Below are 25,492 nucleotides of genomic sequence, written 5' to 3' on the forward strand. Positions count from 1 at the left end.
CGGACGCTCACACTTTCGCATCCGCGCACCGTCGGCAGAGCCCCCGGGGCGGGGGTTCGAGCGCGTAGCTTCGGATGCCGAACGCCACGAGGAGGAGAACGCCATGACCGAGCCGGCAGGCAGAGTGATCTGTGACATCACGATCTCGGCCGACGGGTACGCGGCCGGACTCGACCAGACCGAGGAGCGGCCGTTCGGAGACGACGGCGGAGACGGATCGGGTGCCGGGCTGCACTCCTGGATGTTCGACACACCCGACGAGAACCGGGCCGAGATCGACCGGCTGAACACAGCCGGGGCGTTCATCATGGGGCGCAACATGTTCGGCCCGGTGCGCGGCGCGTGGGACCGGCCGTGGAACGGCTGGTGGGGTGGCGATCCGCCGTTCCACGCGCCGGTGTTCGTGCTCACCCACCACGCCCGCGAGCCGCAGCCGATGGACGGCGGCACCACGTACCACTTCGTCACCGACGGCATCGCGTCGGCCCTCGCCCAGGCACATGCGGCGGCCGGCGACGGCGATGTCACGGTCCTGGGCGGCGCGACCACCGTCAACCAGTACCTCGCCGCCGGTCTGATCGGCGAGCTGCGGCTGCACATCGCGCCGCTCACGCTCGGCGCCGGCACGCGGCTGTTCGAAGGCGTCCCGCCCCTGAAGCTGGAGCAGGTCACGTCGCGGGCGGCGAGCCGGGTCACGCACGTGACCTACCGCGTGCTGCCCTGAAGCGCGCGCCGGCCGTCACTTTCGAGACACCCCTGGGGGAGTGACGAACCCAGGGCGGGCCGGGCGGCTGCGCCGGGTCTCGGGCCACGGGGGCCGAGAAGCCGACGTGCCGTCGCGTCCGCGCTCACCCTGGCGGCGGTCCGGGGCTCGCCGCGAGCGGGACGTCCGGGCCGTCCACGACGGCATCGACCGACGGCCTGATGTGCGCTCAGTCGCCCACCATGCCGCGGAAGTCGCGCAGGGCTACGGACAGCAACGGCTGGTGCCGGGTGAGGACGGACAAGGGAGCTTCGCGCTCAGCCGTGACGCGGCCGCGGCCCAGCGCCGGGCGTCCGCTGATCCGCATGGGGACGCTGCACACGGTGCCGTCGGACAACTGCTGGATCAGACGGCCGCGGGCGGGCAACCGGACGGGGAGCCGCAGCGCGTCGCCGTAGGCGAAGCGGACAGGCGAAACGCCGCCGGCGGTCAGTTCAGCCCGGGCGCCCCGGCTGCCCACGTGCAGCGTGATCGTGCCCAGCTCCTTCGGGATGCCCCACAGCGCCCGCCCCCCGGCCACGGACTGCTCGCTGTCGACCCACGCGGCCACGGTGCTGGCGACGACGCGGCGCCCGTGACGTGCGGCCAGGGCGATGAGGAACTCGCGGTAGGCGAGGACACCGCCGGGCCGGTAGTCGACCCAGAAGGTGACCAGCGTGGCGCGACGCCGCACGATCCATGGGCGGACCCCGGAAGGGAGCGACCAAGGCGGCAGCTCGGCCACGGGGACGCGCCACAGCGAGACGACCATGTCGCCGGTGAGGCGCCACGGCGAGGGAGGGAAGGGGGCGACCTGCTGCTCCACGGCGCGCCCCCTTCCTCGGCTCGGTCCTGTGCAGGGGCACGGGTGGCTGTGTCCGCTTCTGCTGCGATGGTGCCTGTGCGCAAGGACGTGCGCAAAGGGTGGGTCAGCGGTCCTTGGCCAGTGCCACGAGTTCGGCGAACAGCCCACCGGCGTTGACGAGGTCCTCGTAGGTCCCCTGCTCGACGACCCGGCCCTTGTCCATGACGAGGACGCGGTCGGCGAGGCGGGTTTCTCCAGTTGGTGGGTGACGACGATCGTCATGCGCTCGGCGGCGATCCTCTTGATCTCCAGGAAGATGGCGTGTTCGCCACGGGCGTCCATCTGGGACGTCGGCTCGTCCAGGATGAGGAGCGGCGTCCGGCGGTACAGGGCGCGTCCGCACACCAGGCGCTGCCACTGGCCGCCGGAGAGCTCGGCGCCGCCCCACAGCTCCTTCGCGAGGAGCGTGTCGAGCCGGCGGGGCAGTTTCTCGATCGCCTCGCGCATGCCGACGGCGTCGACCACGTCCCACACGGGACCGTCGTCGAACGTCCTCGGCTGTCCGAGGGTGATGTTCTCGCGGGCGCGCAGGGGCCAGCAGGCGAAGTTCTGCGGTACGAGCGCGGTTCGTTTCCACACGGCGTCGGGGTCGGCGTGGGCGAGGTCGACGCCGTCCCACAGCACGCGTCCCTTGTCGGCCAGGAGGATCCCGGTGATCAGCTTGGCGAGGGTGGACTTGCCCGAGCCGTTCTCACCTACGATCGCCAGGATCTCGCCCCGGCGGAGCGTGAGCGACACCCCGGCGACGGCCGGTTCGTCCTTGCCCGGGTAGCGGTGCACGACCTCGTCGAGACGAATCTCGTCGACGCGTTCGGGGATGGTCGACTCGCCGCGCCGCGGGGCGCGTTCGGCGGCCAGGTCGAGGAAGGCCCGCATGTCGGCCAGATAGAGCGAGGTGTGGAACATCGCGGCGCCGTGGATGACGAACTGGCCGAGCGCGGCGAGGGTGGTCTGCACGGCGACGACGGCCGTGGCGGCGACGGGCAGGGCGACCCGGCCACCGGCGGCCAGCCAGGCGAGGGTGGCCCAGGTGCACAGCAGGAACACCCCGCCCAGGGCGCTGGTGGCCAGCACGATGCGCAGCTGACGAGGAGCGGCGGTGAGAGTGCGCCGGTCGATGCGGTCGGACAGGGCCCGGTACCAGTAGATGAGATAGCCGGTCATGCCGTTGGCGCGAACCTCGTCGCCGAACCGGGAGTAGGTGGCCCACCAGCGCATCATGGAACGCACGTTGCGGTCACCGACGTTGAGGTAGTGGGTCTCGTAGTCGACGCGCGCGGACAGGACGGCTCCGGCGCCGGCCGGCAGGACGGCCAGGAGCAACAGGGGCAGCATCAGCGGGTGCAGTGCCGTGATGACTCCGCTCGCGGCGATCATGCGGACCAGGGCCGACAGGAACCGCTGGGCGTCCTGGACCATCAACCGGGTGCGGGTGACCCCGACTTCGGCGGCTTCCTGCCGGTCGGCGAAGCCGTCCTCGCCGTAGGCGGAGCTCTCCACCCGGCACACCGCGGCGACCAGGGCGATATCCGCTTCGGTCGTCAGCAGGGGAGTGATGCGGCCGTCGGCGTAGGAGGCAAGGGCGCCGCTGCCCCGGCCCACGGCCGCGGCTGCCGTCACCACGATGAGGGCGGGCAGCGCACCGTGCAGCCGTTCGGAAACAGCGCCGCCGCCGAGGACGTGCGTCATGGCCTGCGCGGTGAACGCGAGGACGACGGCCGCCGCGATGCCGGTGAGGAGCTGGCACGCCAGGAGCAGGACGACGCCGGCCCTGTCGACGGCCCACGCCATCCGCGCGGTGTGGCCGAGGACCGGGGGAAGGCGGCGGCACATCGCACCGAAACCGGCGTCGGCCAGCGGGTTCTTGCCGTACTTCCCGCCGAACGTGAGCGTCGCGGGTGGGGGAGGGGGCGGAGTGTTCTCGTCGGCGGTCGAGGGGTCGGTCGTCGTCACCCGGTTCCTCCTGGAGGTCCGTGCCGCGCCCGGACGGCCCGGCGGTGCACGGCCTAACGACGTGGCGCCCGAATCGAACGCGCTCGATTCCGGACGTGCGGGGACCCTTGCCGCACAAGGGATCGACCGGGGCGGCTCATTGTTGGGGCCGATCCGGCGAGCACGGGGTTGGCCGAATCGCGGAGGCTTGAAATGCCTGTGGCAGGCGGGATTTCGGCGGCCTCCGGCGCCGGGGAATCCGATGCCGGATCATCCCTACGGGTCGACGGTGCCGCCGGATCGCGCGTCGCCGACTCGGGACGCCACTGGGCGAGCGGCGCGAAATGGCGGGCTCCGGGTGCGCACAGGGTGATGCGATCGAGCGACTGTCACAGGTGTCCGCCGGGAGAAGGCGACGACCCTCTGACGCCCGATTGGCCGGATGGTCCGAAAAATCCTGTTCATGCAGTTTTGTTCTGACGGGCGTGGTTAACCGAGGAGAGTGCGCGAGGGACGGACGCCGGAGCACGAGGGGTCGGCGACGAGCCCCGGCACCCGGCCGCCGGACGCGCCCGAGCGCGGTGGTGGAACGGCGTATGCCGTCGCCGCGGGCGGCCCGGTTTCCGACGAGAGCAGATCCACGGGCGGTGCCTGAGGGAGAGGACCCATGAGCGAAATGGCGAACATGAGCACCGGTCGTGCTCAGCAGGCCGGTCAGACGGCGAAGCAGGAAGCGTCGGCCACGGCCGGTCAGGCCAGGGAAGGGGCGAGTGAGGTCGTCGGCACGGCCGCCGAACAGGTCAAAGCCGTCACCGGTGAGGCCAGGGCACAGGCCGGCGCGATGGCCGGTGACCTGCGGTCACGGGTCGCGGAGGAGGCCGAGAGCCAGGCACGACGCGGAGCGCAGGTGATGCGGGGGTGGGCGGACGACCTGTCCGGTCTCGCGCAGAGCGCCGAGAAGGACTCACCCGTCAAGAGCCTCGTCGTGCAGGCGGCAGACCGCGGTCACCGAGCCGCCGACTACCTGGACGCACGGGGCGTGGGAGGTTTGGCCGGCGAAGTGCAGGACTTCGCCCGCCGACGTCCCGGGGCCTTCCTGGGCGGGGCGGTGCTGGCCGGGTTCGCTGTCGGCCGGCTGGCCAAGGCCGGCAGCAAGGCGGACGGTTCCGGCGCGGCGGCGCAGCCACGCACCTCCGGCCCGCAGAGCCTGCCCGAGGACGCGGCGCCGCCGGAGCTGCCGGGTTACGGGGAGGCGTGAGATGGCATCGCTCATGCCACATGCCCCGCAGCGATACGCCACCAAGCACCGCGGGCAGGAGGACGCCTCGGTGGGAGAGCTGCTGTCGACGGTGGCGTCGGACGTGCAGCAACTGCTGCACCAGGAGGCGGAACTGGCCAAGGCCGAGATCCGGGAAGAGGCCACCAAGGCGGGCAAGGCCGCCGGGATGTTCGGCGGCGCCGGTTTCGCCGGTTACATGGTGGCCCTCTTCCTGACCCTGGCGGCGATGTTCGCCCTGGGCAACGTCATGGACCTGGGTTGGGCCGCGCTGATCGTCACCGCGGTGTGGGCAGTGATCGGACTGATCCTCTACCGCCGGGGCCGGACGCAGATGCGCACGGTGTCACCGAAGCCGGAGCAGACCATGCAGACGCTGAAGGAGGACCTGGAATGGGCACGGCACCCGACCGGATAAGGGCCGACATCGAGAACACGCGGGAGAGGCTGTCCGAGGACGTCTCGCGGCTGGCCGACCGAGCCCGCCCCCGCCAGATGGTACGGCGTCGCACCCGGCGCGTCCGCGGCGCACTGCACGGAGCCCGGGAACGGGTGATGGGCAGCGCCTCGGAGATCACCGGGCAGGCCTCCGACCGCACACAGCGGGCAGCCCAGTCGGTGCAGGACACCACGGGCCAGGTCGCGGACACCGCCCGCCAGGCGGCCGAGCAGGCGGGTCAGGCGGCGCGGCAGGCTCCGGAGCAGGCGATGCGGCAGACGCAGGGCAACCCGTTGGCGGCCGGCCTGATCGCGTTCGGCGCGGGACTGCTGACCGCCTCGCTGCTGCCCACGTCGCAGGCCGAGGAGAAGGCGGCTGAGCGGGCCGGACAGGCCGTCGAGCCGGTGAAGCAGGCCGCGCTGGAGTCCGCGCAGAAACTGAAGGAGGAAGCCGGCGAAGTCGGCCGTCAGGCCGCCCAGGAGGTCAAGGACACCGCCTCCGAAGCCGCCCGCACCACCAAGGAAGAGGCAAAGGACCAAGCCGGGCAGGTCACCGAGCAGGCCCGTCAGTCCGCACAGAGCACGGCCGAGGAAGCACGCGGGCAGACCCGCAGCACCGGACCGTAGACACCCCCACGCCCGCCTGGTCAGCCGTACGAGGGCGGTGCGACCCATCCCGACCCACTGTCTCCGGAGACGATCACAGTGACATCACCCAGCACCGGCTCGACCATGGAGAACCACCCCGACATCCTCGACATGCGCCAACGCCACGCGATGGCCGAACGCGCCACGACGACCTCCCGGGCGCAGGCGATAGAGACCCTGGCCCTGCTCACCGGCCTCTACCTCGCCGCCTCCCCGTGGATCGTCGGATTCAACGGCGGCGGCTTCGCCCGGCTGGCCGTCACCAACCTGATCACCGGCATCGGCTACGCCCTGCTGATGAGCGGGGGCTTCGGCCGTGCCTACGACCGCACGCACAGCATGGCGTGGGCCGCGTGCGCCCTGGGCCTGTGGACGATCGTCGCGCCCTGGGTGGTGGCAGGCAATGTCGACACCACCCGCACCGTCGTCAACAACATCATCACGGGCGTGATCGCCCTGCTGCTCGCCCTCGCCGCCAGTGCGGCAGCGTCCATGGGCTCCGACAGGAGCGGACGGGGCGGCAGGTAGGGGGCGGACACGGCGGCGCGGACCGCTGATTTGCGAGCCGGTCGGCCATACGCCGACCGGGAGCCTCCCACAGGAAAGTCAGGAGAAACATGATCACCCGAGAGCAGATCCCCACCGTGCTGGACCATCCGGTCCATGACGCCAGGGGCGACAAGATCGGCGACGCCAGGCACGTCTTCCTCGACGACGCCACCGGCGAGCCGGAGTGGGTCAGCGTACGGACCGGCTTGTTCGGCACCAGCGAGTCCTTCGTGCCCATCCATGACGCGGCCGTCGTCGAGGACCACCTCGAGGTGCCGTTCGCCAAGGACCACGTCAAGGACGCGCCCAACGTCGACGTCGATGCCGGCGGTCACCTGTCCGAGCAGGAGGAACAGCGCCTGTACGAGCACTACGGCATCGACTGGGGTGACCCCGCCTGGCAGGACACGGATTCCGGCACCGGCCAGACCACCGGTACCGCCGGCACCGGCCAGACCGCCGACACCGAGAACGCCATGACGCGCTCCGAGGAGGAAATGCACGTCGGTGTCGAACGCCACGAGGCCGGTCGGGCGCGGCTGCGCAAGTACGTCGTCACCGAAGAGCAGCAGTACACCGTCCCCGTACGTCATGAAGAGGTCCGCGTCGAGCGCGAGCCGATCACCGAAGCCAACCGGGACAAGGCCATGTCCGGCCCGGACATCACCGAGGCGGAGCACGACGTCACCCTGTACGAGGAGCAGCCCGTGGTGGAGACCAGGGCGGTACCGAAGGAGCGGGTACGTCTGAGCACCGAGGAGGTCACCGAGGAGGAGACCGTCACCGGCGAGGTCCGCAAGGAACGCCTGGAAACCGAGGGGACCACCGAGGGAACCGAGGGAACCGACGAGTCCGGAGGCCGGCGGCGCCGCCCCTGAACCGCAGTGAGCGCCCGGGAGGGAGGGCCGAGGGCCCTCCCTCCCGGTGTGTCGTCGCCGGGCCGGCGCCGGCCCGCTCGGACCGAGCGCCATGTCGGCGCCTGGCTGCCCGAGCCGCTGCCCGACCGCACCGAGTGGGGCCGCGCGGGTGGTTCCGGCCCCGCCGACCAGATCGTCCAGCCCTCCGCGCCCACGGTCGTAGCTTTCTCGGGGGCGCGGACGGCCCAGCTCCGGGTGTTGGCCGTCTCTCGCCCTCGGGGCCGCCGGCACGATGACCTGTAGTACCGCGTGGGGTGTTTTGCGACGCATCCTGCCCGCCTTGCGTCCGTCCTCGCTCACCTTCGCCCGCTTCCCTGCACATTCATTTGGAAAATGCCAAAGCGTTCACCTGGGCCGAGCACATTCCGTAGTGTCGTGCTCACGTTCGCGGGAACGGCCGTGCAGGGGGAGGGGGTTCGGCGTGCCCGGAATCGACGAGAGTCTGCTGGAGGCCATGCGGCTGCCAGGTGCTCGAGGGGCGTCGGTGGTCGACTGGATCAGTGGTCTTGCGCTCGGTGCGGTGGGTGACGCACCCGGTGGCGATGTGGAGGCGACGGCTGCGGAAACCGCGGAACTCGCCCGCCTCGCCACCGAGAGCGGCGCCCTCGCCCTGACCGGTGGCGAGCCGGGTGGACCGCCGGATGACGACCGGGGTGGTCCGTCCGGCAAGGAACCCCCCGTACAGGACCTGATCATCACCAACGCCGACTCGTACCACCTGCTCAGGTTCGTCACCACGACCTTCGACAGCACCGTGTTCGTGCACTTATGGCTCGACCGCCACGAAGGGAACCTGGCCCTGGCCCGCATCCGGCTGGCCGAGATGACGGACCGGCTGGTGCTCGGATGACCACGTCGACCCTGACGGCGCGCTCGGGCGAACCGGCCTCGGCCACGCTCGGCACCCTCGCCGCGCAGGGCGCCACCGGCGCCCTGTCCACCGAGTCGGGGATCGTCTACCTCGCGGCGGGACACGTCGTCCACGTCGAATCGGCCGTCACACCCGACCTGGGCGACCTGCTCACCCACAGCGGTGCGCTCGCCCCGGACGGCTGGTGGGAGGCGATCGACCGGGCCGGCCGCCGCTGCCGCGTCGGACGGCAGCTGGTGGACAGCGGTCACCTCGCCGCCGGCGCGCTGGAACTGTGCCACCTGGGCGCACTCTTCGACGCGGCGTACTTCGTCCTCGCTCATGACGGACCCGCGCTGCGGTTCCGCCCCGGAGCCGCGCACTGGCTCGGGGCGGTCCGTTCCGTACCGGTGGACACCGTCCTGCGCGAGTCCAGACGCCGTCGGGAACTGCTGCACCGCATATGGCCCGAGCCCGCCGTCGACCGAGCGCCTCTCGCCCGGGTGCCCGGGCCGGACACCGCCGACCTGCCGGCCCGCCGCGGCCGGACGCTCGCCCAGGTCGACGGTGTCCGCACCGCCGCCCAGATCGCCACGGCCCTCGCCTGCCGCACGTTTCACACCCTCGTGGAACTCCGGCGACTCGCGGCGGCCGGGCTGGTGACCCCCGTGGCCCCCCCGCTCCCCGCCTCTTCCCCGGCCGCAGCCCCAGCGTCCGCCCCCGTCCCCGCCCCCGCGTCCGCCGAGCCGGGCCCCATCCCTCGTCCCGCGGCACCGGACGAGCCCGACACCGCACTGCTGCGACGGCTCCTGCACGCCTTGGAGGCACTGTGATCCGCGCGCGAAGACAGCGTGCCGAAAGGAGACTGCTCATGGCCGTCGAGACCGACGTCCTGGACGAACTGCGTCGGCTCCGCACCCGCGTACCCCGGCTGACGGGCTCCCTCGCGGCCACCGTCGACGGACTCGTCCTCGCCCACGACGTGCCGGACACCGAACCGGAGGGACTCGCGGCGCTCACCGCGGCCGCCCTGGGCGTCGCCCACCGCATGACCGACGCCGCCGCCCGCGGGGACTTCCGCGAACTATTGGTGCGGGGCTCCGGAGGCTACGTGGCGACCTACGCCGCCGGAACGACCGCCGTCCTCACCCTCCTCGCCGAGGACCGTGTCAACGTCGGCCGCCTTCATCTCGAAGGCCGACGCAGCGGCGCCCGGATCGCCGACCTCGTGACCACGCGCGTGGTGCCCGGCACCGGCCGCCACGCCGACCGGCAGGCGCCCGAGGAGCACCTCACCACGGTGGCCCCGGCCGCGGACCGCCCCATCGGCACCCTCCCGGTACGCACCCCGCAGCGCCCCCCACACCAGCCGCGCCCGCAGGCAGGCATCTGAGCCATCCGAACCGCCCGACCCACCGAAGTAGCAGACCGAAGGAAAGGAACCGAGCGCATGGCCAACACGGAGACCGCGCTGAAGGAATGCCTGAGCTCCATCGACGGAGCGACTGCCGTCGCACTCGTCGACTACACCAGCGGCATGGCCCTCGGCACCCTCGGCGGCAGCAAGGACTTCAACCTGGAAGTCGCCGCCGCCGGCAACACCGACGTCGTGCGGTCCAAGCTGCGCACGATGGAGCACCTGGGGCTGAAGGAGGAGATCGAGGACATCCTGATCACCCTGAACACCCAGTACCATCTCATCCGCCTGCTGAAGGGGCGCGGAGGCAGCGGACTCTTCCTCTACCTCGTGCTCGACGGGAGCCGGGCCAATCTCGCGATGGCCCGCCATCAGCTGCGCCGCATCGAAACCGACCTGGAGGTCTGAGCCGCATCACCGGACGGGAGCCCTCCGCCACGGACACGTCGCGGAGGGCCCCTCCATGTCGCGCGGCGACGACTTCCGCACAGCCGGCCGCGTCTACGGTGGGTGCCATGACGGCATCCCTGGACGTGCTCGTGGTGGGCGCGGGCCCGACCGGACTCGCCCTCGCGACCCAACTGCGCGCCTGCGACACCCCGTTCCGGATCGTGGACCGCTCATCGGACCGCGCCCGGGAGTCACGTGCCCCGGCGATCCAGCCCCGGACCCTGGAGATGCTGTCGGCGTTCGGCGCGGCGGACGAGCTCGTCGACCGGGGCAGTACGGCGGTCCGGCTGCACCTGCATCTGCCCCGACGGGTGCTGCAGGTGCCGGTGTTCGACGTCGGCTGCGACGACACGCCGTACCCCTTCCTGCTCTTCCTGCCGCAGTCGGAGACGGAGGCCGTCCTGACGGCCCGTCTGGCCGCGCGGGACGTGCCGGTGGAGCGGGGCACGGAGCTGCTGAGCGCCGAACCGGAGGGCGAGCACGTCATCTGCCGCCTGCGTGACCGGGACGGGACCGAGGAGACCGTACGGGCGCGCTACGTCGTCGGCTGCGACGGGGCACACAGCACCGTACGTGCCCAGGCGGGCATCGGCTTCGAGGGGTACGCCTACCCGCAGACGTTCCTGCTGGCGGACCTTGAGGTCGACGGGCTGGAGCCGGGTGTCGCGCACACGTACATGACCGCGGCCGGGCTGCTGTTCTTCTTCCCGCTCGGCACTCCGGCCACCTGGCGGATGATCGCGATGCACCCGCCGGGCGCCCCGGGTGGCGAGGTGACCCTGGGGCTCCTCCAGGGGATCGTCGACGACTGGGCACCCGAGCGACCGTCCCTGCGCGACCCGGTCTGGATGACGAGCTTCCGCATCCACAACCGCGGTGCCACCCACTACCGCAAGGGCCCGTTCTTCCTCGCCGGCGACGCGGCACACATCCACAGCCCGGCAGGCGGACAGGGCATGAACACCGGCATCCAGGACGCGCTCAACCTGGGCTGGAAACTCGCCCACGTCTGCCGCGGAGCCGCACCGGAGGCGTTGCTGGACACGTACGAGGCGGAGCGCGCCCCGATCGGCCACGGCGTACGCCGCCTCACCGACCGCGCGTTCACCGTCGGTACGAGCAGCCACCCGGCCCTGCGGCTGGCACGGACGCGGCTCGCCCCCCGCCTGGCCCCTCTGCTGCTGCGCGCGACCGGTGCCCGGGCACGTCTCTTCCGTACGGTCTCCGAACTCGGCATCCACTACCGCCGCGGCCCCGCCTCCGGCACCGGACCGCTCAGGCCGCGCCGGGGCCCGCGCGCGGGAGACCGCCTGCCCGACACCCCCGCCGGACTCCAGCGGCGCATCGCCGGGCCGGGCTACCACCTGCTGCTCACCGGCCCCGCCGGCCTCTGGCCCCAGGACCCGCCGCCGGGCGGACTGCACGGCCTGGTGAGCGTGCACCACCTGGACACCCTAAGCCCATGGCCCGGCGTCACCCACGCCCTCGTACGGCCCGACGGATACGTGGGTTACGTGGCCCGCGGCACCGACCTCACGGGCCTGCGCGCCCACCTCGACCGCTGGCTGCCGGGCCGCTAGGCAGGAAGGCCGGCGAGCCATTCGAGCATCCGGTACGCGTCCGGCTCCCGGGGGCCGGGGGCCGGGGGCCGGGACGAGCGTCCGTAGCCGCGTACGTCCACGGCGGCCGCGCGGTAACCGGCCGAGGCCAGAGCCGGGAGCTGGTGGCGCCAGGAGTACCAGGACTCGGGGAATCCGTACAGCAGGAGCACGAGTGACCCGGCTCCCTGCTCCACGAGGTGGGTGCGGCCGGCCGGTGTGGGCAGCAGGCGATGCGTGCGGTCGGCGGCGGACGTCTGCGGCATGAATCCTCCCGCGATCCGGAGGGGTGCTCGGTCCACCGGTCATCCAGCGCCCGCCGCGCCGCACGCGGGGCCTGTCGCCGGTCCGGCAAGAGGCTCAGCCGTGGTACGTGATGTACCCGTTGTGGTCCGGGTCGGAGCCGCTCCTGGTGTACGAGTGCACGTCGGCACGGCTGCCGGACGGCTTGTACACGTAGATCGTGTCCTTGTCGTTGTTCCACATGAAGTTGCAGTTGTCGCGGTAGACGACGTTGTTGGTGTCGGAGTCGGACCCGTTGCCGCCGCGCAGCTTCACGTAGTCACCCGGCTGGAGGGTGTGGCTCGCGGTGAAGGTGAACGTGTTGCCCGCGGCGTCCTTCACCACGTACCCCTTGAGGTTCACCGTCGTGGAACGCGAGTAGTTCTTGATGGTCAGGTACTCCTCGGCGGTGTTCCCGCCCGAGCAGCGGTTGGAGTCGCTGCCGGGAGCGTCGTACTGGATGCCCCGGATCTTCAGCGCGGAGTTGTACTCGGCGGCCTGAGCCGGAACCGCCGACAGGGCGGTGAGGGCCCCGGCGGCGACGGCCGTGGTGGCGACAAGGCGTATACGCATGGACGTTCGTCCCCCCTGCATGGCCTTCACGTGAAGGCGATGTGATGGTTCGGTGAAGCATCCGGATCGTACACGCTTCAAGTACGCAGCGGGGCGGGTCCGGTGACATTGCCACCGGACCCGCCCCGCGGGGTGTGTGACGTCAGGCGCCGCTGGCCCGCAGCATGTCCTCGCGCTCGACGATCTTCACGCGCTCACGGCCCTCGGGCTCGCCCAGGGCCTTCTCCGCGGCGTCCAGCTTGTACCAGCCGTCCCAGGTGGTGAAGCGGATGTCGCGCTCGGCGAGGAACGCGTCCACGGCCTCCGGGGCGGGGGTGGCGGGCGTGTGCAGCCGACCGTCCGCGTAGTCGGCCAGCAGATTCGCCACGGTCTCGTTGGCGTCGCCCTTGGTGTGCCCGATGAGGCCGATGGGGCCGCGCCGGATCCAGCCGGTGACGTACGTGGACTGCAGGTGCTCGCCGGACTCCTGCATGACCCGGCCGCCTTCGTCCGGGACGGTGCCGGAGTCGATGTCCCAGGGGATCTTGGGGAGCTTGTCGGACAGGTAACCCACCGCGCGGTACACCGCGCCCACGTCCCAGGTGTGGAAGGTGCCGGTGCCCTTGACGTTGCCGGTGCCGTCCAGCTCCGTGCGCTCGGTGCGCAGGCCCACCACCTTGCCGTCCTCGCCGAGGATCTCGACCGGCGACTCGAAGAAGTGCAGAAAAAGCTTGTGAGGCCGGTCGCCGGTGTCGCGGATCGCCCAGTTCTCCAGGGTCTTGGCCACCATGTCGGCCTGCTTGTTGCCGCGCCGCGTGGCGATCGAGCCCTCGTCGTAGTCGATGTCCTCGGGGTCGACGATGACCTCGATGTTGGGAGAGTGGTCGAGCTCCCGCAGCTCCATCGGACTGAACTTCGCCTGCGCCGGGCCGCGGCGGCCGAACACGTGGATCTCCTTGGCCCGGTTGGCCTTCAGGCCCTCGTAGACGTTGGCCGGGATCTCGGTGGGCAGCAGCTCGTCCGCCGTCTTGGCCAGGACGCGCGCGACGTCGAGCGCGACGTTGCCGACGCCGAGCACGGCGACCTTCTCCGCCTCCAGCGGCCAGGTGCGCGGCACGTCCGGGTGGCCGTCGTACCAGGACACGAAGTCCGCGGCGCCGTACGAGCCGTCGAGATCGATGCCCGGCAGCGAGAGCGCCCGGTCGGCCATCGCGCCGGTGGCGAAGATCACGCCGTCGTAGAACGCCCGCAGGTCGTCCAGGCCGATGTCCGTGCCGTAGTCGACGTTGCCGAAGAGCCGGATCTGCGGTTTGTCGAGCACCTGGTGCAGGGCGGTGATGATGCCCTTGATCCGCGGGTGATCGGGGGCGACGCCGTAACGGATCAGTCCGAACGGAGCCGGCATGCGCTCGAAGATGTCGATGGACACACCGGGTTCGGCGGCCACCTCGGACTTGAGCAGGGCGTCGGCGGCGTAGATCCCGGCGGGGCCGGATCCGACGATGGCTACCCGCAGGGGGCGGGGCATGGTCAGGTTCCCTTCGAGCGGCGACAAGCGATCTCGACGGGAAGCCTAAACTAAGGCAAGCCTAAGTCGGTACGGGGGTCCGGCCTATGAGCCCATAAGGCTACTTTATGGGTGGTCCCTGGTGGCGCTTATGGCAGGGGTTGCTCCGCCCAGATCACCTTCCCGGCGGGCAGATAGCGCGTCCCCCAGCGCTCCGAGAGCTGCGCCACCAGGAACAGACCGCGTCCGCCCTCGTCCGTCATGGTGGCGTACCGCAGGTGCGGCGAGGTGCTGCTGCTGTCGAACACCTCGCAGATCAGGTTGCGGTCGCGCAGCATCCGGACGCGGATGGGGCCGCCGCCGTACCGGAGCGCGTTGGTGACCAGCTCGCTCAGAATCAGCTCCGTGCTGAACGTCAGTTCCTCCAGGCCCCACTCGGCCAGCCGCCTGCTGACCGCCGCCCGGACCTCGCCCACGGCCGCCGGATCGGCCGGCACCGGCCACTCGGCGACCCGGTCGGCGGCGAGCGCCCGGGTGCGCGCGACGATCAGCGCGATGTCGTCGCTGGAGCGGGCGGTGAGCTGCGAGTCGAGCACGACCCGGCAGGTGTCCTCCGGGGACTGCCCGGCCCGGCCCAGCGCCTCGCGCAGCATGTCCAGACCGACGTCGATGTCCCGCTCCCGGTCCTCGACCAGCCCGTCGGTGTAGAGGACGAGCCGGCTGCCCTCCGCCAGGTCCAGCTCCGCCGTCTCGAACGGCAGACCACCGAGCCCGAGCGGGGGACCGGCGGGGACGTCCGGGAAGTCCACACTGCCGTCCGGGTGGATCAGCGCCGGCGGGGGATGCCCGGCCCGCGCGACGGTACAGCGCCGGGAGACCGGGTCGTAGACGGCGTACAGACAGGTCGCGCCGGTGACCGGGGCGCTGCCGCCTTCCTCCGCCTCGTCCTGGTCGATCCGGGCGACCAACTCGTCCAGCAGGGCGATGAGTTCCTCGGGCGGCAGATCGAGGGCGGAGAAGTTGTGCACCGCGGTGCGCAGTCGGCCCATCGTCGCCGCGGCGTGCAGCCCGTGGCCGACCACGTCCCCGACCACGAGCGCGACCCTGGCCCCCGACAGCGGCAGCACGTCGAACCAGTCACCGCCCACCCCGGCCTGCGCGGGCAGATAGCGGTAGGCGATCTCCAGCGCTCCCTGCTCCGGCAGGTTGCGGGGGAGCAGACTGCGCTGGAGCGTCACCGCCATGCTGTGCTCCCGTGTGTAACGGCGCGCGTTGTCGATGGAGACGGCGGCCCGCGCCACCAGCTCCTCGGCCAGGGTCAGCTCGTCCGCGTCGAAGGGCTCCTGCTTCTCGCAGCGCCAGAAGCTGACCACGCCGAGCACCAGGGCGCCGGCCCGCAGTGGCACGGTGATCAGGGAGTGGATGCCGTACTCGACGATCTGCGCGGAGCGCTCCCGGTCCTGCGCCTGCCAGCCCGGGGCCTCGCTCAGCCGGGGCTCCAGGACGGGGCCTGCGGTGGCGAGGCTGCGTCCCTGCGGGGAGGACTCGACGAACCTGATCCGCTCGCCGACCGGATAGAGCGGCGCGTCCTTGCGGATCCCGCTCACCGCCGTCCGGCTGAGCGCGCCCACCGCGTTCGGCTGTCCGCCGCCCAGCACCGCGTCGAACAGGTCGACGGTGACGAAGTCGGCGAACCGGGGTACGGCGAGCTCCGTGAGCTCCTCCGCCGTGCGGGTCACGTCCAGGCTCGTCCCGATGCCCACTCCGGCGTCGTACAGCATGTTGAGCCGTTCCCGCGCGGTCTCGGCCCGCCCGGACAGGGCCCTCAGCTCGGTGGAGTCGCGCAGGGTGGCGACGCTGCCGGGCGGGACGCCCGCTCGGTCCGTGGTCCGCTGGTTGACGGCGAGGAGCCGGTCGCCGACACGGTGCACCTCGTCCGTGGCGACGCGACCGGAGGCCAGCAGGTCGGCGGTGCCCGGGTCGAGACCCAGACTGAGGATGTGCCGGCCCTCGGCGTCGGCGGGCAGCCCCAGCAGCCGGTGCGCCTCGTCGTTCGCCAGCAGCAGGGTGCCCCGGTCGTCGACGATGAGCACTCCCTCCCGTACGGCGTGCAGCACGGCGTCGTGATGTTCGTACATCCGGGTCATCTCGTGCGGCCCGAGCCCATGGGTCTGGCGCAGCAGCCGACGGCTCACCAGCGCGGCACCCGCCGTCGCCAGGGCGAGCGCCACCGCCGCGGCGGCCAGCACGAGCGGCAGCTGGCGGTCCGCGGTGCCGCCGACGTTCTTCGTCGTGATCCCCGCCGAGACCAGGCCCACGACCCGGCCGTCCGGGTCCTTCACCGGCACCACGGCCTGAACGAGCGGGCCGATGGTCCCCTCGATCTCCTCGGTGAACGCCTGCCCGGCCAGCGCCGGCGCGATGGTCCCGACGAACTTCTTGCCGATCCGGTCCGTCTTGGGGTGGCTGTAGCGAATCCCGTCGGTGTTCATCACGACGATGAAGTCGACCTTCGACCGCTCACGGGCCTCCTCGGCACGCGGCTGGAGCACGGCGGTGGGATCAGGGCTGTGAAGCGCCTCGACCGTCCCCGGCGCGTTGGCGAAGGTCTCCGCCACGGCCAGCGACCGGTTGCGGGCCTCCTGCGTCGTGTCGTGCCGCACTTGCAGCACCAGCGCCACCACGGCCGCCATGACCAGCAGCAGCACGATCACCACGACCAGCAGGAACACCTGCCCGGCGACACTGCGTCCGCCCAGCACCGACCGCAGCCCCGCCGCCCAGTGCCACCGCGACGGGCCCGCCTCCTGCCGCTGCCGTGCGGACGGCGCAGCGCCGGGCCGCAGGGGCGATCGAGTCCCGGATCGACCCAAGAGTCGGACCATGTGCCATGTCTACACTGCCGGGCCCCGGGAGGCGAGGGGCATCACCCATGGTGACAGGGGGTCCTCACCGTTTCGTCACGTCTCCCGGCGTGTATGGACTCCCGCCCCGGAGGCCGAGCGTACGACGCTCTCAGGCTCCCAGCGAGCGGGCCAGCTCCGTTGTGGCCCGGGCGATCTCGCCGTCCTCGTCGGCCATCAGACCGCCGAGCTCACCGCGCCGGGCCCGCACCGCCTGACGCGCGGCGCGCTCCCACACCACCGGGTTCTCCCGATGGTTCAGCAGCTTCGGGTAGACGGCGGCGGTGCTCTCCCACTGCCGGGCGTCGGCGATGCTCTTCAGCAGCCGGATGATCTGGGGCCGGCAGGTCACCTGCGGCAGCTTCGCCAGCTCCCACAGGAAGGGGACGGTGGCCGCGGTGGCCTGCTCCACGACGAAGCCGAACTGGCAGATCCGTTTCCTCAGGTCGTCGAGGGCGCAGCGGGCGGTGTCGGCGTCCCCCCCGGCGATGCCGTTGAGCAGGAGGGGGATGGCCGCCGCCGAGCCGGTGGAGTCCTGGATCTCGCCCCACGGCACGCTGTCCAGTGCCGTGAGCGGCGTGTTCCGGACCACCGCGGCCGGGGTGTCGGGGCGCTGTGGGCGCTCGCTGCTCGGGTGTTCCGTCGAAGCGCTGCGCATGGCGAGGGGCCTTTCCGCGGCAGTCGTGTCAGATGGGTGGACAGGGCGTGCACGGCCGGGTCGACAACCTGGCCCAGACCGTCTTGCCCGTCGGAGGGCTCGGGGCCCAGCCCCACTCCTCGGACAGGGCGTCGACGATGCCCAGGCCCCGGCCGCGCTCCTCCAGGGACGAGCCGGTCGGCGCGTACACGGGCGGGGTGTCGTCGGGGTCGGAGACCGTGACGAGCAGGTGCGCGGGGTCCAGAAGGAAACCGAGCCGGATCTCCGGCACACCCGGTGTCCCCGCGGCCGTCGGCGCCGCGTGGGTCGCGGCGTTGGCGGCGAGCTCGGTGATGACGAGGGTCGTGTCGTCGCAGCGGTGGTCCAGCGACCAGCCGCGCAGGGTGTCCCGGGTGAAGGTCCGGGCTTGTGCGAACCCCTCCCGGCTGCACTCGACCCGCAGGGCGGCCGAGGCGGACAGGACACCCGAGAACTGCGGCAACATCTTCGGCAGTGAGGGCGGGGTCCCGCACGGCGTGACCGAGGGCGGTCCGGCCGGGAAGGCGTGGGCCGTCCCGGGTGTGCCCGCGTGTGCCGCAGCCCCACTCGGCGGCCGGAGCGCGTGCTGCGCAGGTGATGACACGGCATCTCCCCGATGCGACGTCAGGACGGGTCGTCAGCCCGGGGGTTGACGCCGCGGCTATTATCCACGCTGAAGGCGCTCGCGTGCAATTGCACGAGAAATTGCGTGAGAATCAAGCCATTGTGGGTACGCAAGCCGGGACGAGTGCGGTCGAAGGGACGCGGCCGCGCTCGGCCGGAGGCCGGGCACACCGTGCGCGGCGGGGAACGAGAACAGCAAGGAGACTGCGGTGCCACCAGTGCGGAACGGAGTGCAGGCAAGCTCGTTGGACGCCTGCTGGATCAAGAGCCGGCACAGCAACGCCGAGGGCAACTGCGTCGAAGTCGCCCCCCTCCTCGACGGTGGGATCGCCATGCGCAACTCCCGTGACCCTGACGGGCCCGCCCTCGTCTACACCCCGGCGGAGGTGGCGGCCTTCCTGGCCGGCGCGAAGGACGGCGAGTTCGACCACCTGCTGTGAAGGGCGGTGTCGTCTCGCCTGTCGTGTGATGCTCGGGGGGAGAAGCGGAGCTCAACTCCCCACTTCTGCGGGGGTGCTGTGGACGGATGCGTGAAGGCCCGGTGAAGTGCGATAGTGTAAGTCGCCCTTGTGCCGGTCTGCTGGGAGTCAGGATGTCCGCCGCGTCGCATCGCATCTCCCGTCTGGAACCCTACCTGGACAGGCCCGAGCCGGCGCCGACTCTGCTGAAGATGCTGGTCGGTGTACAGCTCGCCGGTTTCCGTGAGGACGCCGGACTCGCTCAGGACCAGGCGGCGCGCGCTGTGGGGTTCAGCGCAGCGAAGTTGTCCCGCATCGAGTCGGGCAAGGGTCGCCGCCCGCCGACGGAGAGCGACGTCCGCGCTCTGCTGGAGCTGTACGGCACCGACGCATACGAGGCTTCGGTGCTGCTCAAGCTGTTGCAGCGCGCCGGAGAGCCGGGCTGGTGGCAGCGGTACGACAAGCGGCTGATGCCCGAGTGGTTCGACCGGCTCGTCGGGCTGCAGGAGGCCGCCGCCACCATCCGTACCTTCGAGATCCAGTACGTACCCGGCCTGTTGCAGACACCGGCCTACACCAGGGCCGTGGTGGAGCGTGGCCTGCCGAACGCGCCGGCGGGCGAGGTGGAGCGGCGCGTCGAACTGCGCAGGCACCGGGCCCGTCTGCTGTCGCGGGCCGACGCCCCGCAGCTGTGGGCGATCATCGACGAGTCCGTGCTGCTGCGCGTCCTGGGCAGCACCGACGTGATGCGGGAACAGCTCACGCACCTCGTCGAGATGGCCGAACGGCCCAACGTGACCTTGCAGATCGTGCCGCTGAGCGTCACCAACGCCTCGGCGCCGGCCATCCCGATCACGTATCTGCGCTTCGGCGGCCTCGATCTGCCCGACGTGGTCTACCTGGAGCACATCAAGAGCGCGAACTTCCTCGAGGACCGGGACGAGACCGAGGAGTACCGGATCGCGCTCGACCGGCTCGCGGACGAGGCGCTCAAGCCCCGTGACTCGCTGGAGCTGCTGCGGCAGACGACGGAGCAGCGCTACTCCTGACGCGCGGATGCCTCGTGCGGGACGGCATCCGTCCCGCACGAGGCACCACTTCGGTCACTTTTCCAGGGGAATCCGCCCGACACCGCCGAACTCGATCCACTCGTGGGAGAGCTGACGAGGCGCCACCTCAGTGTCAGGGCGCCAGGTCGACACCTCCACGAGCCCCGGCTCCAGGATCTCCAGACCCTCGAAGTACGTCTCCACGTCCTTCGGTTCGCGCACGCGGCCCCAGTTGCCCTGCGTCGCCTGGTCCATGAAGTTCGTGACGAATTCGCGGACCTCGGGGTCCTCGCTGACCAGCTGACACATGACCATGAAGCTGCCGGGCGCGAGACGTTCGCGCACACGGCGGGCCACCGCCAGCGGCCCGTCGGTGTCGCTGTCCGGGATGCAGTGGAACACCGAGTTGAAGAGCACACACACGGGCTCGGAGAAGTCGATCAGCCGCTTGGTGTCGGCGTGGCCGAAGATCTGGTCGGTCTCGCGCATGTCCGCGTGGATGACGGTCGTCCGCTCGTCCTGCTCCAGCAGGGCACGACCGTGGACCAGCACCATCGGGTCGTTGTCGACGTAGACCACGTGGGTCGTGGGGTCGATGCGCTGGGCGACCTGGTGCACGTTCTCCTGTGTCGGCAGGCCGGATCCGTGGTCCAGGTACTGCCGGATGCCGTAGTCCTCGGAGAGGATCTTCACGACCCGCTGGAGAAAACGCCTGTTGTTCAGGGCCAGGCGGCGTGTGCTGGGAACGACCTTGTCGAGCTCCTCGCACGCCGCGCGGTCGGCCGCGTAGTTGTCCTTGCCGCCCAGATAGTGGTCGTACATGCGCGCTGCCGTCGGCACGTTCGCGTCGATCTCGGTGGACAGTTGCTTCTCGGGCATCGTTCCCCCTGCAAGGTGCCGCGCCAACGACTGGCTGGACAGGAAGTACATCCTAGGGAGCGGGAGTTGACCGGTGCCAGCCCGCTGGCGAAGGTGCTCACGATCGAACGACAAGATGATCGTTCCCACATCGCCCGGCGCGCCATTTGCGGCTGTTCGCACGCTTTGTGTCATGGACGTCTGGGGGGAGGGGGACCCACCGAGGAGAAAGTCGCGTGTGTGGGAGGTGGGGCCGTGGACACCTCGACTGACCGGATCGCGGACGTGGGGCGCGTGCACACCGTACGAGCCCGGCACGCCTTGGCCGTCCCGGACCGACGGCACCTCGCGGAAGGGTCAGGATCTGGGGGCCGGGATCTTGATCATGGTGTTCGTCCAGCGGAGCTGCGGGAGTGCTTGCGTTCCACGGGTACCGGGGCCGTGACCGACCTCCGGCGGCTGTGACGGCCCAGGTCGGACGCCGAGCCGCCCTTCGGCCCCCCGCCGCCGCGCGGCGTGGTCGACACGGACGATCCCGAAGCGCTTGCCACACCGGCGTCCATCGCCGTCCACGGTGGAGGCGGGGCCGGGGGCGGCGGCCGGTGCGACGCGGCCCTCGCGGGCGCCCGGGGCGTGCCGGCCGCGGAGTAGCTCGCCTTCCGCCAGGACCTGCGGACAGGCCCCAGAGGTAGAGCGTGGCGGCGGGATCGATTCGGCGCCGCCAAGAGCTCGTTCACCAAGCGTGAGCAGAAGTCCGGCCCTGTGACGTGCACCGGGCCGGACCCGTCCGGCACGACCCGGGCCCGGGCGAAGCCGGGAAGGGACACCCCGGAGCGGGTCGGCCCGACGCTCGGCGGATCAGAACCAGGCGGTGCATTCGATGGCACCGCCCGGGCCGTTGGTGCCGCAGGCTCGCATCACGAGGCCCGCGTCGTTCCACTGGGTGGTGTGCGCGTCGTTGCCCGAGGTGATGGTGGTGAAGCCGAGCATCGAGTCCCAGCTTCGGCCTCCGTCGGCGCTGCGGTCGACCCAGATCTCGTCGCCGATCGTGCCGCCGACGATGCGGCCCCAGGCGCACTGGGTGGTGCTGTTGTAGCGGAGCTCCACGGTCCGGCCGAAGACGGTGGTCGACTTGGCCGTCCAAGCACCGGCGGAGTCGGGCTCCGTACCGTCACCGCAGGAAGTGTTGTTCTCCGCGCCGGCCAAGGTGCCGCCGATCTCCGGGTAGTCACCGCAGGACGGCACGTCCTTGAGAAGGGCCGGACCCTGGACGAAGAGGTTGCTGATCCAGCTGTGGTAATCCGGCAGGAACGACCAGACGTTGTTCACCATGCCGTCGACCGTGGCCCGCTCGCCCACCCGCTGGCACAGCACCCGCACCTTCACGGAGATGCCGTTGCCGTTGGTGAAGTTGATGCCGCTGCTCGTGTTCGAGTCCTGCCGCAGGTTGGGCTGGCCCCAGGTCTTGTGGAACCCGCCGCGGCCGTCCCAGGACCAGACCTGCGGTGTGACATCGGCGTGCGGGCGGAACGCGCCCTGATAGCGCTCCCAGCGGGCACTGATGGTGTTGACCTGGATCTTCATGCCCGACTCCGGTGCCTCGACCATCATGCCGTTGCCGAGGTAGAGCGCGACGTGCGTCGGGCCGAAGCCCTCGCGGCCGAAGTACATGATGTCGCCGGGCCGCAGGACGCCCGACCCCTGTGACTTCACGAACTTGGTGTGCGCGTACCCCGGCGCGGCGAAGGTCGCCTGCGTCGTGCGCTCGGTGATGAGGTCCCGGCCGGTCGCCTTGTACCAGGCCCAGCGCACCAGACCGATGCAGTCGAAGCTCCAATAGGTCGGGTCGGCGGCCGATTCGGGGGACGTGTGGTCGACCATGCCCTGACTCGGACCGGGCACGCCCTGCGCGTGACCGCCACCCCAGGCGTATGGCTGGCCGACGTACCGGCACGCGACCTCGACGGCCGCCTGCGCCGCCGCGCTGGCACCGGACTGGAGCGGCGCGCACCCCGAGGCGGCGGCCGCGGGAGCGGCCGAGACGGCCGGCAGGCCGAGACCCACCACCGCCACGAGCGCGGCCACGAGGAGCCGTACCCGGCGACCCCACGACCGCGCTGCCCATCCTGTTCCCCGGGGCCCTGTGCTTCCAGACGCTGCTCCTCCCGACCGTCTTCTCACGGTTCCTCGCATGGTGCGGACTCCGTTGATCACGACGCTCCCCCTGGTCTCGGTGGTCTCCCGCGAACGTACGGACTCCACCCGCCCCCCGGTCCCTGTCATTCGTCAGGGTGGGCCACCCCGTCGTGCGGTGCTGATCGTTTTCCGGGTCGGGAGGGTTGTGCCGGGACTTTGGTCCTCGAACCCGTCAAACCGCCGGGGTCGGCGAACGGGCGTGCCGGTGCGCCAGGGCTGCCGCGCACCTCACCGCCGGCCGAACCGTTACTCTGGAAATACGAGAATCGAACGGAATTCGTGGACGTGTCGGCAACCGCTATTCTCACGGCCCCGGCCGCTTTCCCAGGAGAAACCCATGGGCGACTATTACGATCTCGGCCCGCACAGCCGTCCTGTCACCACGTCCTGCGCCGATGCTCAACTCTGGTTCGACCGCGGCTTGGTGTGGACGTACGCCTTCCATCACGAGGAAGCCGTCGCCTGCTTCGAAAAGGCGGCCGAAGTCGATCCGGAGTGCGCCATGGCGTATTGGGGCATCGCCTACGCGCTCGGACCGAACTACAACAAGCCTTGGGAATTCTTCGAAGGTGAGGAACTGGCGCGGACCGTCGAACGCACCCACGGCGCCGTGGAACGGGCCCATGAGAAGGCCGCCCGCGCCACCCCCGTCGAACGAGCCCTCATCGGCGCACTGCGGGCCCGCTATCCGCAGTCGAAAGCCGTCGAGGACTGCTCGGTGTGGAACGAGCCCTACGCGGACGCGATGCGCGCGGTCTACGAGCTGGCCCCGGACGACCCGGACGTCGCCGCCCTCCACGCCGACGCCGCGATGAACCTCACCCCGTGGCGGCTGTGGGATCTCAGGACCGGGCAGCCGGCCGGGGGCGCGCGGACCACCGAGGCCAAGGCCGCGCTGGAAGGCGCCCTCGACACCGAGGCCGGCAAACGGCATCCCGGGATCCTGCACCTGTACATCCACCTGATGGAGATGTCCCCGACGCCGGAGCAGGCCCTCACCGTCGCCGACCGCCTGCGCGGCCTCGTGCCCGACGCCGGGCACCTGCTCCACATGCCGTCACACCTGGACGTCCTGTGCGGCGACTACCGCCAGGTCGTCGCGGCCAACAGCGACGCCATCGCCGCCGACGAGAAGTACCACCGGCAGGCCGGGGCGATGAACTTCTACACCCTCTACCGGGCGCACAACCTCCACTTCAAGATCTACGGCGCCATGTTCCTCGGCCAGGCGCAGGTCGCCCTCGACACCGCCGCCCGGCTGGAAGCCGCCATTCCGGAGGAGCTGCTCCGTGTCCAGAGTCCCCCCATGGCCGACTGGCTCGAGGCCTTCCTGGCCATGCGCGTCCACGTCCTGATCCGCTTCGGCCGCTGGAGCGAGATCCTCGAACTGCCCGCCCCCGCCGACCCCGAGCTCTACGCGGCGACCGTCGCCATGCGGCACTACGCCCGGGGCGTCGCCCTCTCCGCCACCGGCGAGGTCGGCCGGGCGGAGGCCGAACGCGAGCTCTTGCGCGCGGCGATGAAGCGCGTGCCCGAGACGCGAATGCTGTTCAACAACACGTGCCGGGACATCCTCGCCATCGCGTCCGCCATGCTGGACGGCGAGCTCGAATACCGCAAGGGCAGGTACGACCTCGCCTTCGCCGCCCTGGAGCGCTCCATCGAGCTGGACGACAACCTCCCCTACGACGAGCCCTGGGGCTGGATGCAGCCCACCCGTCACGCCTACGGCGCGCTGCTGCTGGAGCAGGGCCGCGTGGCGCAGGCCGAGGCGGTCTACCGTGCCGACCTCGGCCTGGACGACACCCTGCCCCGCCCCCTGCAGCACCCCGGGAACGTCTGGGCCCTGCACGGGCTCCACGAGTGCCTGCTGCGGACGGGCAAGACCGGTGAAGCGGCCCTCGTGGCCCACCAGCTCAAGCTCGCGACCGCTCTGGCCGACGTGCCGATCGAGGCGTCCTGCTTCTGCCGTCTCGACACCGCGCCCGGCCCCCGAGCGGCCGACGCGTGCTGTCACTGACCCCCGGTCACGCCCGGTTCAGGCCCGCGCGTTCCAGCGCCCCGGTCCTGGCCGGCCGGTCCCGCTGGCGCCGGTGGTGTCGGCGGTGAAAGGCATCAGCACCTCCGGGGTCAGCCGGTGGTTCTCCGCGTGGGCCGTTCTCCGCGTCGCGGGCCGGCGTGGCACGGTGCTCCTCGTCGGCGATCATTGCGCAGCACGTCGATCCGGTCGGCGAAGCGGCTCAAGCGGCAGTCGAGCCCGGCGTCGTCCACCGTGGCAAAGGCCCGCACGGACCGAACGACCGCGCGCCACGTTTCAGCTGCCGATTCACGGTCACTCGTGTCCTGACCCCGTAGTCGGACACGACTTGGATGTGAACTAACCGTGGCTGGAGAGCAGAAGGGCAAGGCCAAGGCCGAGCAGGCCAAGGGCAAGGCCAAGGAGACGATCGGCCGTGCGGTGGGGAACGAGCGCCTGACGGCCGAGGGCAAGGCGGAGCAGTCGAAGGGCGACGCCCGCCAGGCCAAGGAGAAGACGAAGGACGTCTTCAAGCACTGAAGACCGAGCACTGAAGTCACGTGGCGGGGGGGGGGGGCGGCCGGGGGGGGGCGCCCCCCCCCCCCCGCGGCCGCCCCCCCCCCCCCCCCCCCCCGGCGCCCGCGCCCCCCCCCCCCCCCCCGCGGCCGCCCCCCCACCCACAACTCCG

At 71.3% G+C, this 25,492-nt stretch carries 23 protein-coding genes and 3 pseudogenes; 16 read left to right on the forward strand and 10 right to left on the reverse strand.

All coding sequences use genetic code 11. The features are described 5' to 3' along the window. Window positions 1-103: 103 nt before the first annotated feature. Window positions 104-724: a dihydrofolate reductase family protein gene (locus ACIQHQ_RS28575; protein WP_402616945.1), complete on the forward strand. Its 621-nt coding sequence runs from the start codon at window positions 104-106 to the stop codon at window positions 722-724. 208 nt (window positions 725-932) lie between these two features. Here the strand turns inward: ACIQHQ_RS28575 and ACIQHQ_RS28580 are convergent, their stop codons facing one another. Beyond that, entirely contained in the window at window positions 933-1,514 is a 582-nt protein-coding gene (locus tag ACIQHQ_RS28580) for an acetoacetate decarboxylase family protein (RefSeq protein ID WP_402617457.1), read from the reverse strand. 157 nt (window positions 1,515-1,671) lie between these two features. After that, a pseudogene (locus ACIQHQ_RS28585) lies at window positions 1,672-3,560 on the reverse strand (ATP-binding cassette domain-containing protein). A gap of 646 nt (window positions 3,561-4,206) precedes the next feature. Here ACIQHQ_RS28585 and ACIQHQ_RS28590 point away from each other — a divergent pair. From ACIQHQ_RS28590 to ACIQHQ_RS28640, 11 genes and pseudogenes are all read left to right on the forward strand, one after another. After that, entirely contained in the window at window positions 4,207-4,797 is a 591-nt protein-coding gene (locus ACIQHQ_RS28590; RefSeq protein WP_402616947.1) for a hypothetical protein, read from the forward strand. Window position 4,798: 1 nt separating this feature from the next. Next, complete coding sequence (locus tag ACIQHQ_RS28595) at window positions 4,799-5,233, forward strand: phage holin family protein (protein WP_402616949.1); 435 nt, start codon at window positions 4,799-4,801, stop codon at window positions 5,231-5,233. After that, entirely contained in the window at window positions 5,209-5,880 is a 672-nt protein-coding gene (locus ACIQHQ_RS28600) for a DUF3618 domain-containing protein (protein ID WP_402616951.1), read from the forward strand. Before ACIQHQ_RS28595 ends, ACIQHQ_RS28600 begins: the two co-directional genes overlap by 25 nt. Window positions 5,881-5,985: 105 nt before the next feature. After that, on the forward strand, window positions 5,986-6,429 hold the full coding sequence (locus ACIQHQ_RS28605; RefSeq protein WP_402617460.1) for an SPW repeat protein: 444 nt from the start codon (window positions 5,986-5,988) through the stop codon (window positions 6,427-6,429). A gap of 89 nt (window positions 6,430-6,518) precedes the next feature. Beyond that, a complete protein-coding gene (locus ACIQHQ_RS28610) occupies window positions 6,519-7,328 on the forward strand; it encodes a YsnF/AvaK domain-containing protein (RefSeq protein ID WP_402616954.1) in 810 nt (269 codons plus the stop codon). A gap of 75 nt (window positions 7,329-7,403) precedes the next feature. After that, window positions 7,404-7,505 (forward strand): annotated as a pseudogene (locus ACIQHQ_RS28615) (RNA polymerase subunit sigma-24); the annotation flags it as partial. A 283-nt stretch (window positions 7,506-7,788) separates the two neighbouring features. After that, window positions 7,789-8,217 carry a hypothetical protein gene (locus ACIQHQ_RS28620; RefSeq protein ID WP_402616957.1) on the forward strand — a complete coding sequence of 143 codons (429 nt, stop codon included), beginning with the start codon at window positions 7,789-7,791 and terminating at the stop codon, window positions 8,215-8,217. Continuing rightward, on the forward strand, window positions 8,214-9,050 hold the full coding sequence (locus ACIQHQ_RS28625) for a hypothetical protein (protein WP_402616959.1): 837 nt from the start codon (window positions 8,214-8,216) through the stop codon (window positions 9,048-9,050). Before ACIQHQ_RS28620 ends, ACIQHQ_RS28625 begins: the two co-directional genes overlap by 4 nt. Before the next feature lie 38 nt (window positions 9,051-9,088). Beyond that, a complete protein-coding gene (locus ACIQHQ_RS28630; RefSeq protein WP_402616961.1) occupies window positions 9,089-9,610 on the forward strand; it encodes a roadblock/LC7 domain-containing protein in 522 nt (173 codons plus the stop codon). Between the two features lie 57 nt (window positions 9,611-9,667). Next, a complete protein-coding gene (locus tag ACIQHQ_RS28635) occupies window positions 9,668-10,042 on the forward strand; it encodes a hypothetical protein (RefSeq protein ID WP_398802004.1) in 375 nt (124 codons plus the stop codon). A 107-nt stretch (window positions 10,043-10,149) separates the two neighbouring features. Further along, window positions 10,150-11,664: an FAD-dependent monooxygenase gene (locus tag ACIQHQ_RS28640; protein ID WP_402616964.1), complete on the forward strand. Its 1,515-nt coding sequence runs from the start codon at window positions 10,150-10,152 to the stop codon at window positions 11,662-11,664. Between the two features lie 11 nt (window positions 11,665-11,675). On the opposite strand, the pseudogene ACIQHQ_RS28645 reads toward ACIQHQ_RS28640, so the two are convergent. From ACIQHQ_RS28645 to ACIQHQ_RS28670, 6 genes and pseudogenes are all read right to left on the reverse strand, one after another. Next, window positions 11,676-11,948: pseudogene (locus tag ACIQHQ_RS28645) on the reverse strand (alpha/beta fold hydrolase); the annotation flags it as partial. A 94-nt stretch (window positions 11,949-12,042) separates the two neighbouring features. Continuing rightward, complete coding sequence (locus ACIQHQ_RS28650) at window positions 12,043-12,537, reverse strand: lamin tail domain-containing protein (protein ID WP_402616967.1); 495 nt, start codon at window positions 12,535-12,537, stop codon at window positions 12,043-12,045. A gap of 142 nt (window positions 12,538-12,679) precedes the next feature. Beyond that, window positions 12,680-14,044 (reverse strand): FAD-dependent oxidoreductase, encoded by a 1,365-nt coding sequence (locus ACIQHQ_RS28655; protein ID WP_402616970.1) that lies wholly within the window; start codon window positions 14,042-14,044, stop codon window positions 12,680-12,682. Between the two features lie 128 nt (window positions 14,045-14,172). Next, window positions 14,173-16,908 carry a SpoIIE family protein phosphatase gene (locus ACIQHQ_RS28660; protein ID WP_402616973.1) on the reverse strand — a complete coding sequence of 912 codons (2,736 nt, stop codon included), beginning with the start codon at window positions 16,906-16,908 and terminating at the stop codon, window positions 14,173-14,175. A gap of 130 nt (window positions 16,909-17,038) precedes the next feature. After that, window positions 17,039-17,584: a hypothetical protein gene (locus ACIQHQ_RS28665; protein WP_402616976.1), complete on the reverse strand. Its 546-nt coding sequence runs from the start codon at window positions 17,582-17,584 to the stop codon at window positions 17,039-17,041. A gap of 28 nt (window positions 17,585-17,612) precedes the next feature. Beyond that, window positions 17,613-18,230: an ATP-binding protein gene (locus ACIQHQ_RS28670; protein ID WP_402617463.1), complete on the reverse strand. Its 618-nt coding sequence runs from the start codon at window positions 18,228-18,230 to the stop codon at window positions 17,613-17,615. A 205-nt stretch (window positions 18,231-18,435) separates the two neighbouring features. On the opposite strand from ACIQHQ_RS28670, the gene ACIQHQ_RS28675 reads away from it, so the two are divergent. Together ACIQHQ_RS28675 and ACIQHQ_RS28680 are read left to right on the forward strand one after the other, a co-directional pair. Further along, window positions 18,436-18,666: a DUF397 domain-containing protein gene (locus ACIQHQ_RS28675; protein WP_402616979.1), complete on the forward strand. Its 231-nt coding sequence runs from the start codon at window positions 18,436-18,438 to the stop codon at window positions 18,664-18,666. Between the two features lie 152 nt (window positions 18,667-18,818). Next, complete coding sequence (locus ACIQHQ_RS28680) at window positions 18,819-19,733, forward strand: helix-turn-helix domain-containing protein (protein WP_402616981.1); 915 nt, start codon at window positions 18,819-18,821, stop codon at window positions 19,731-19,733. Window positions 19,734-19,787: 54 nt separating this feature from the next. On the opposite strand, the gene ACIQHQ_RS28685 is transcribed toward ACIQHQ_RS28680, so the two are convergent. Then, window positions 19,788-20,612, reverse strand: a complete 825-nt coding sequence (locus ACIQHQ_RS28685; protein WP_402616983.1) for an SAM-dependent methyltransferase — start codon at window positions 20,610-20,612, stop codon at window positions 19,788-19,790. Window positions 20,613-21,449: 837 nt separating this feature from the next. Continuing rightward, the gene (locus ACIQHQ_RS28690) at window positions 21,450-22,676 is read right to left on the reverse strand and encodes an NlpC/P60 family protein (RefSeq protein ID WP_402616986.1); all 1,227 of its coding nucleotides are present in this window, start codon (window positions 22,674-22,676) and stop codon (window positions 21,450-21,452) included. Window positions 22,677-23,124: 448 nt separating this feature from the next. On the opposite strand from ACIQHQ_RS28690, the gene ACIQHQ_RS28695 reads away from it, so the two are divergent. After that, window positions 23,125-24,807 (forward strand): hypothetical protein, encoded by a 1,683-nt coding sequence (locus ACIQHQ_RS28695; RefSeq protein WP_402616989.1) that lies wholly within the window; start codon window positions 23,125-23,127, stop codon window positions 24,805-24,807. A gap of 363 nt (window positions 24,808-25,170) precedes the next feature. After that, window positions 25,171-25,344, forward strand: coding sequence for a CsbD family protein (locus tag ACIQHQ_RS28700; RefSeq protein ID WP_104782404.1), 174 nt, complete (start codon window positions 25,171-25,173; stop codon window positions 25,342-25,344). The last annotated feature ends 148 nt before the right edge of the window (window positions 25,345-25,492 follow it).

The organism is Streptomyces sp. NPDC092370, assembly GCF_044755265.1.
In the GTDB taxonomy this organism is placed as follows: Bacteria; Actinomycetota; Actinomycetes; order Streptomycetales; family Streptomycetaceae; genus Streptomyces.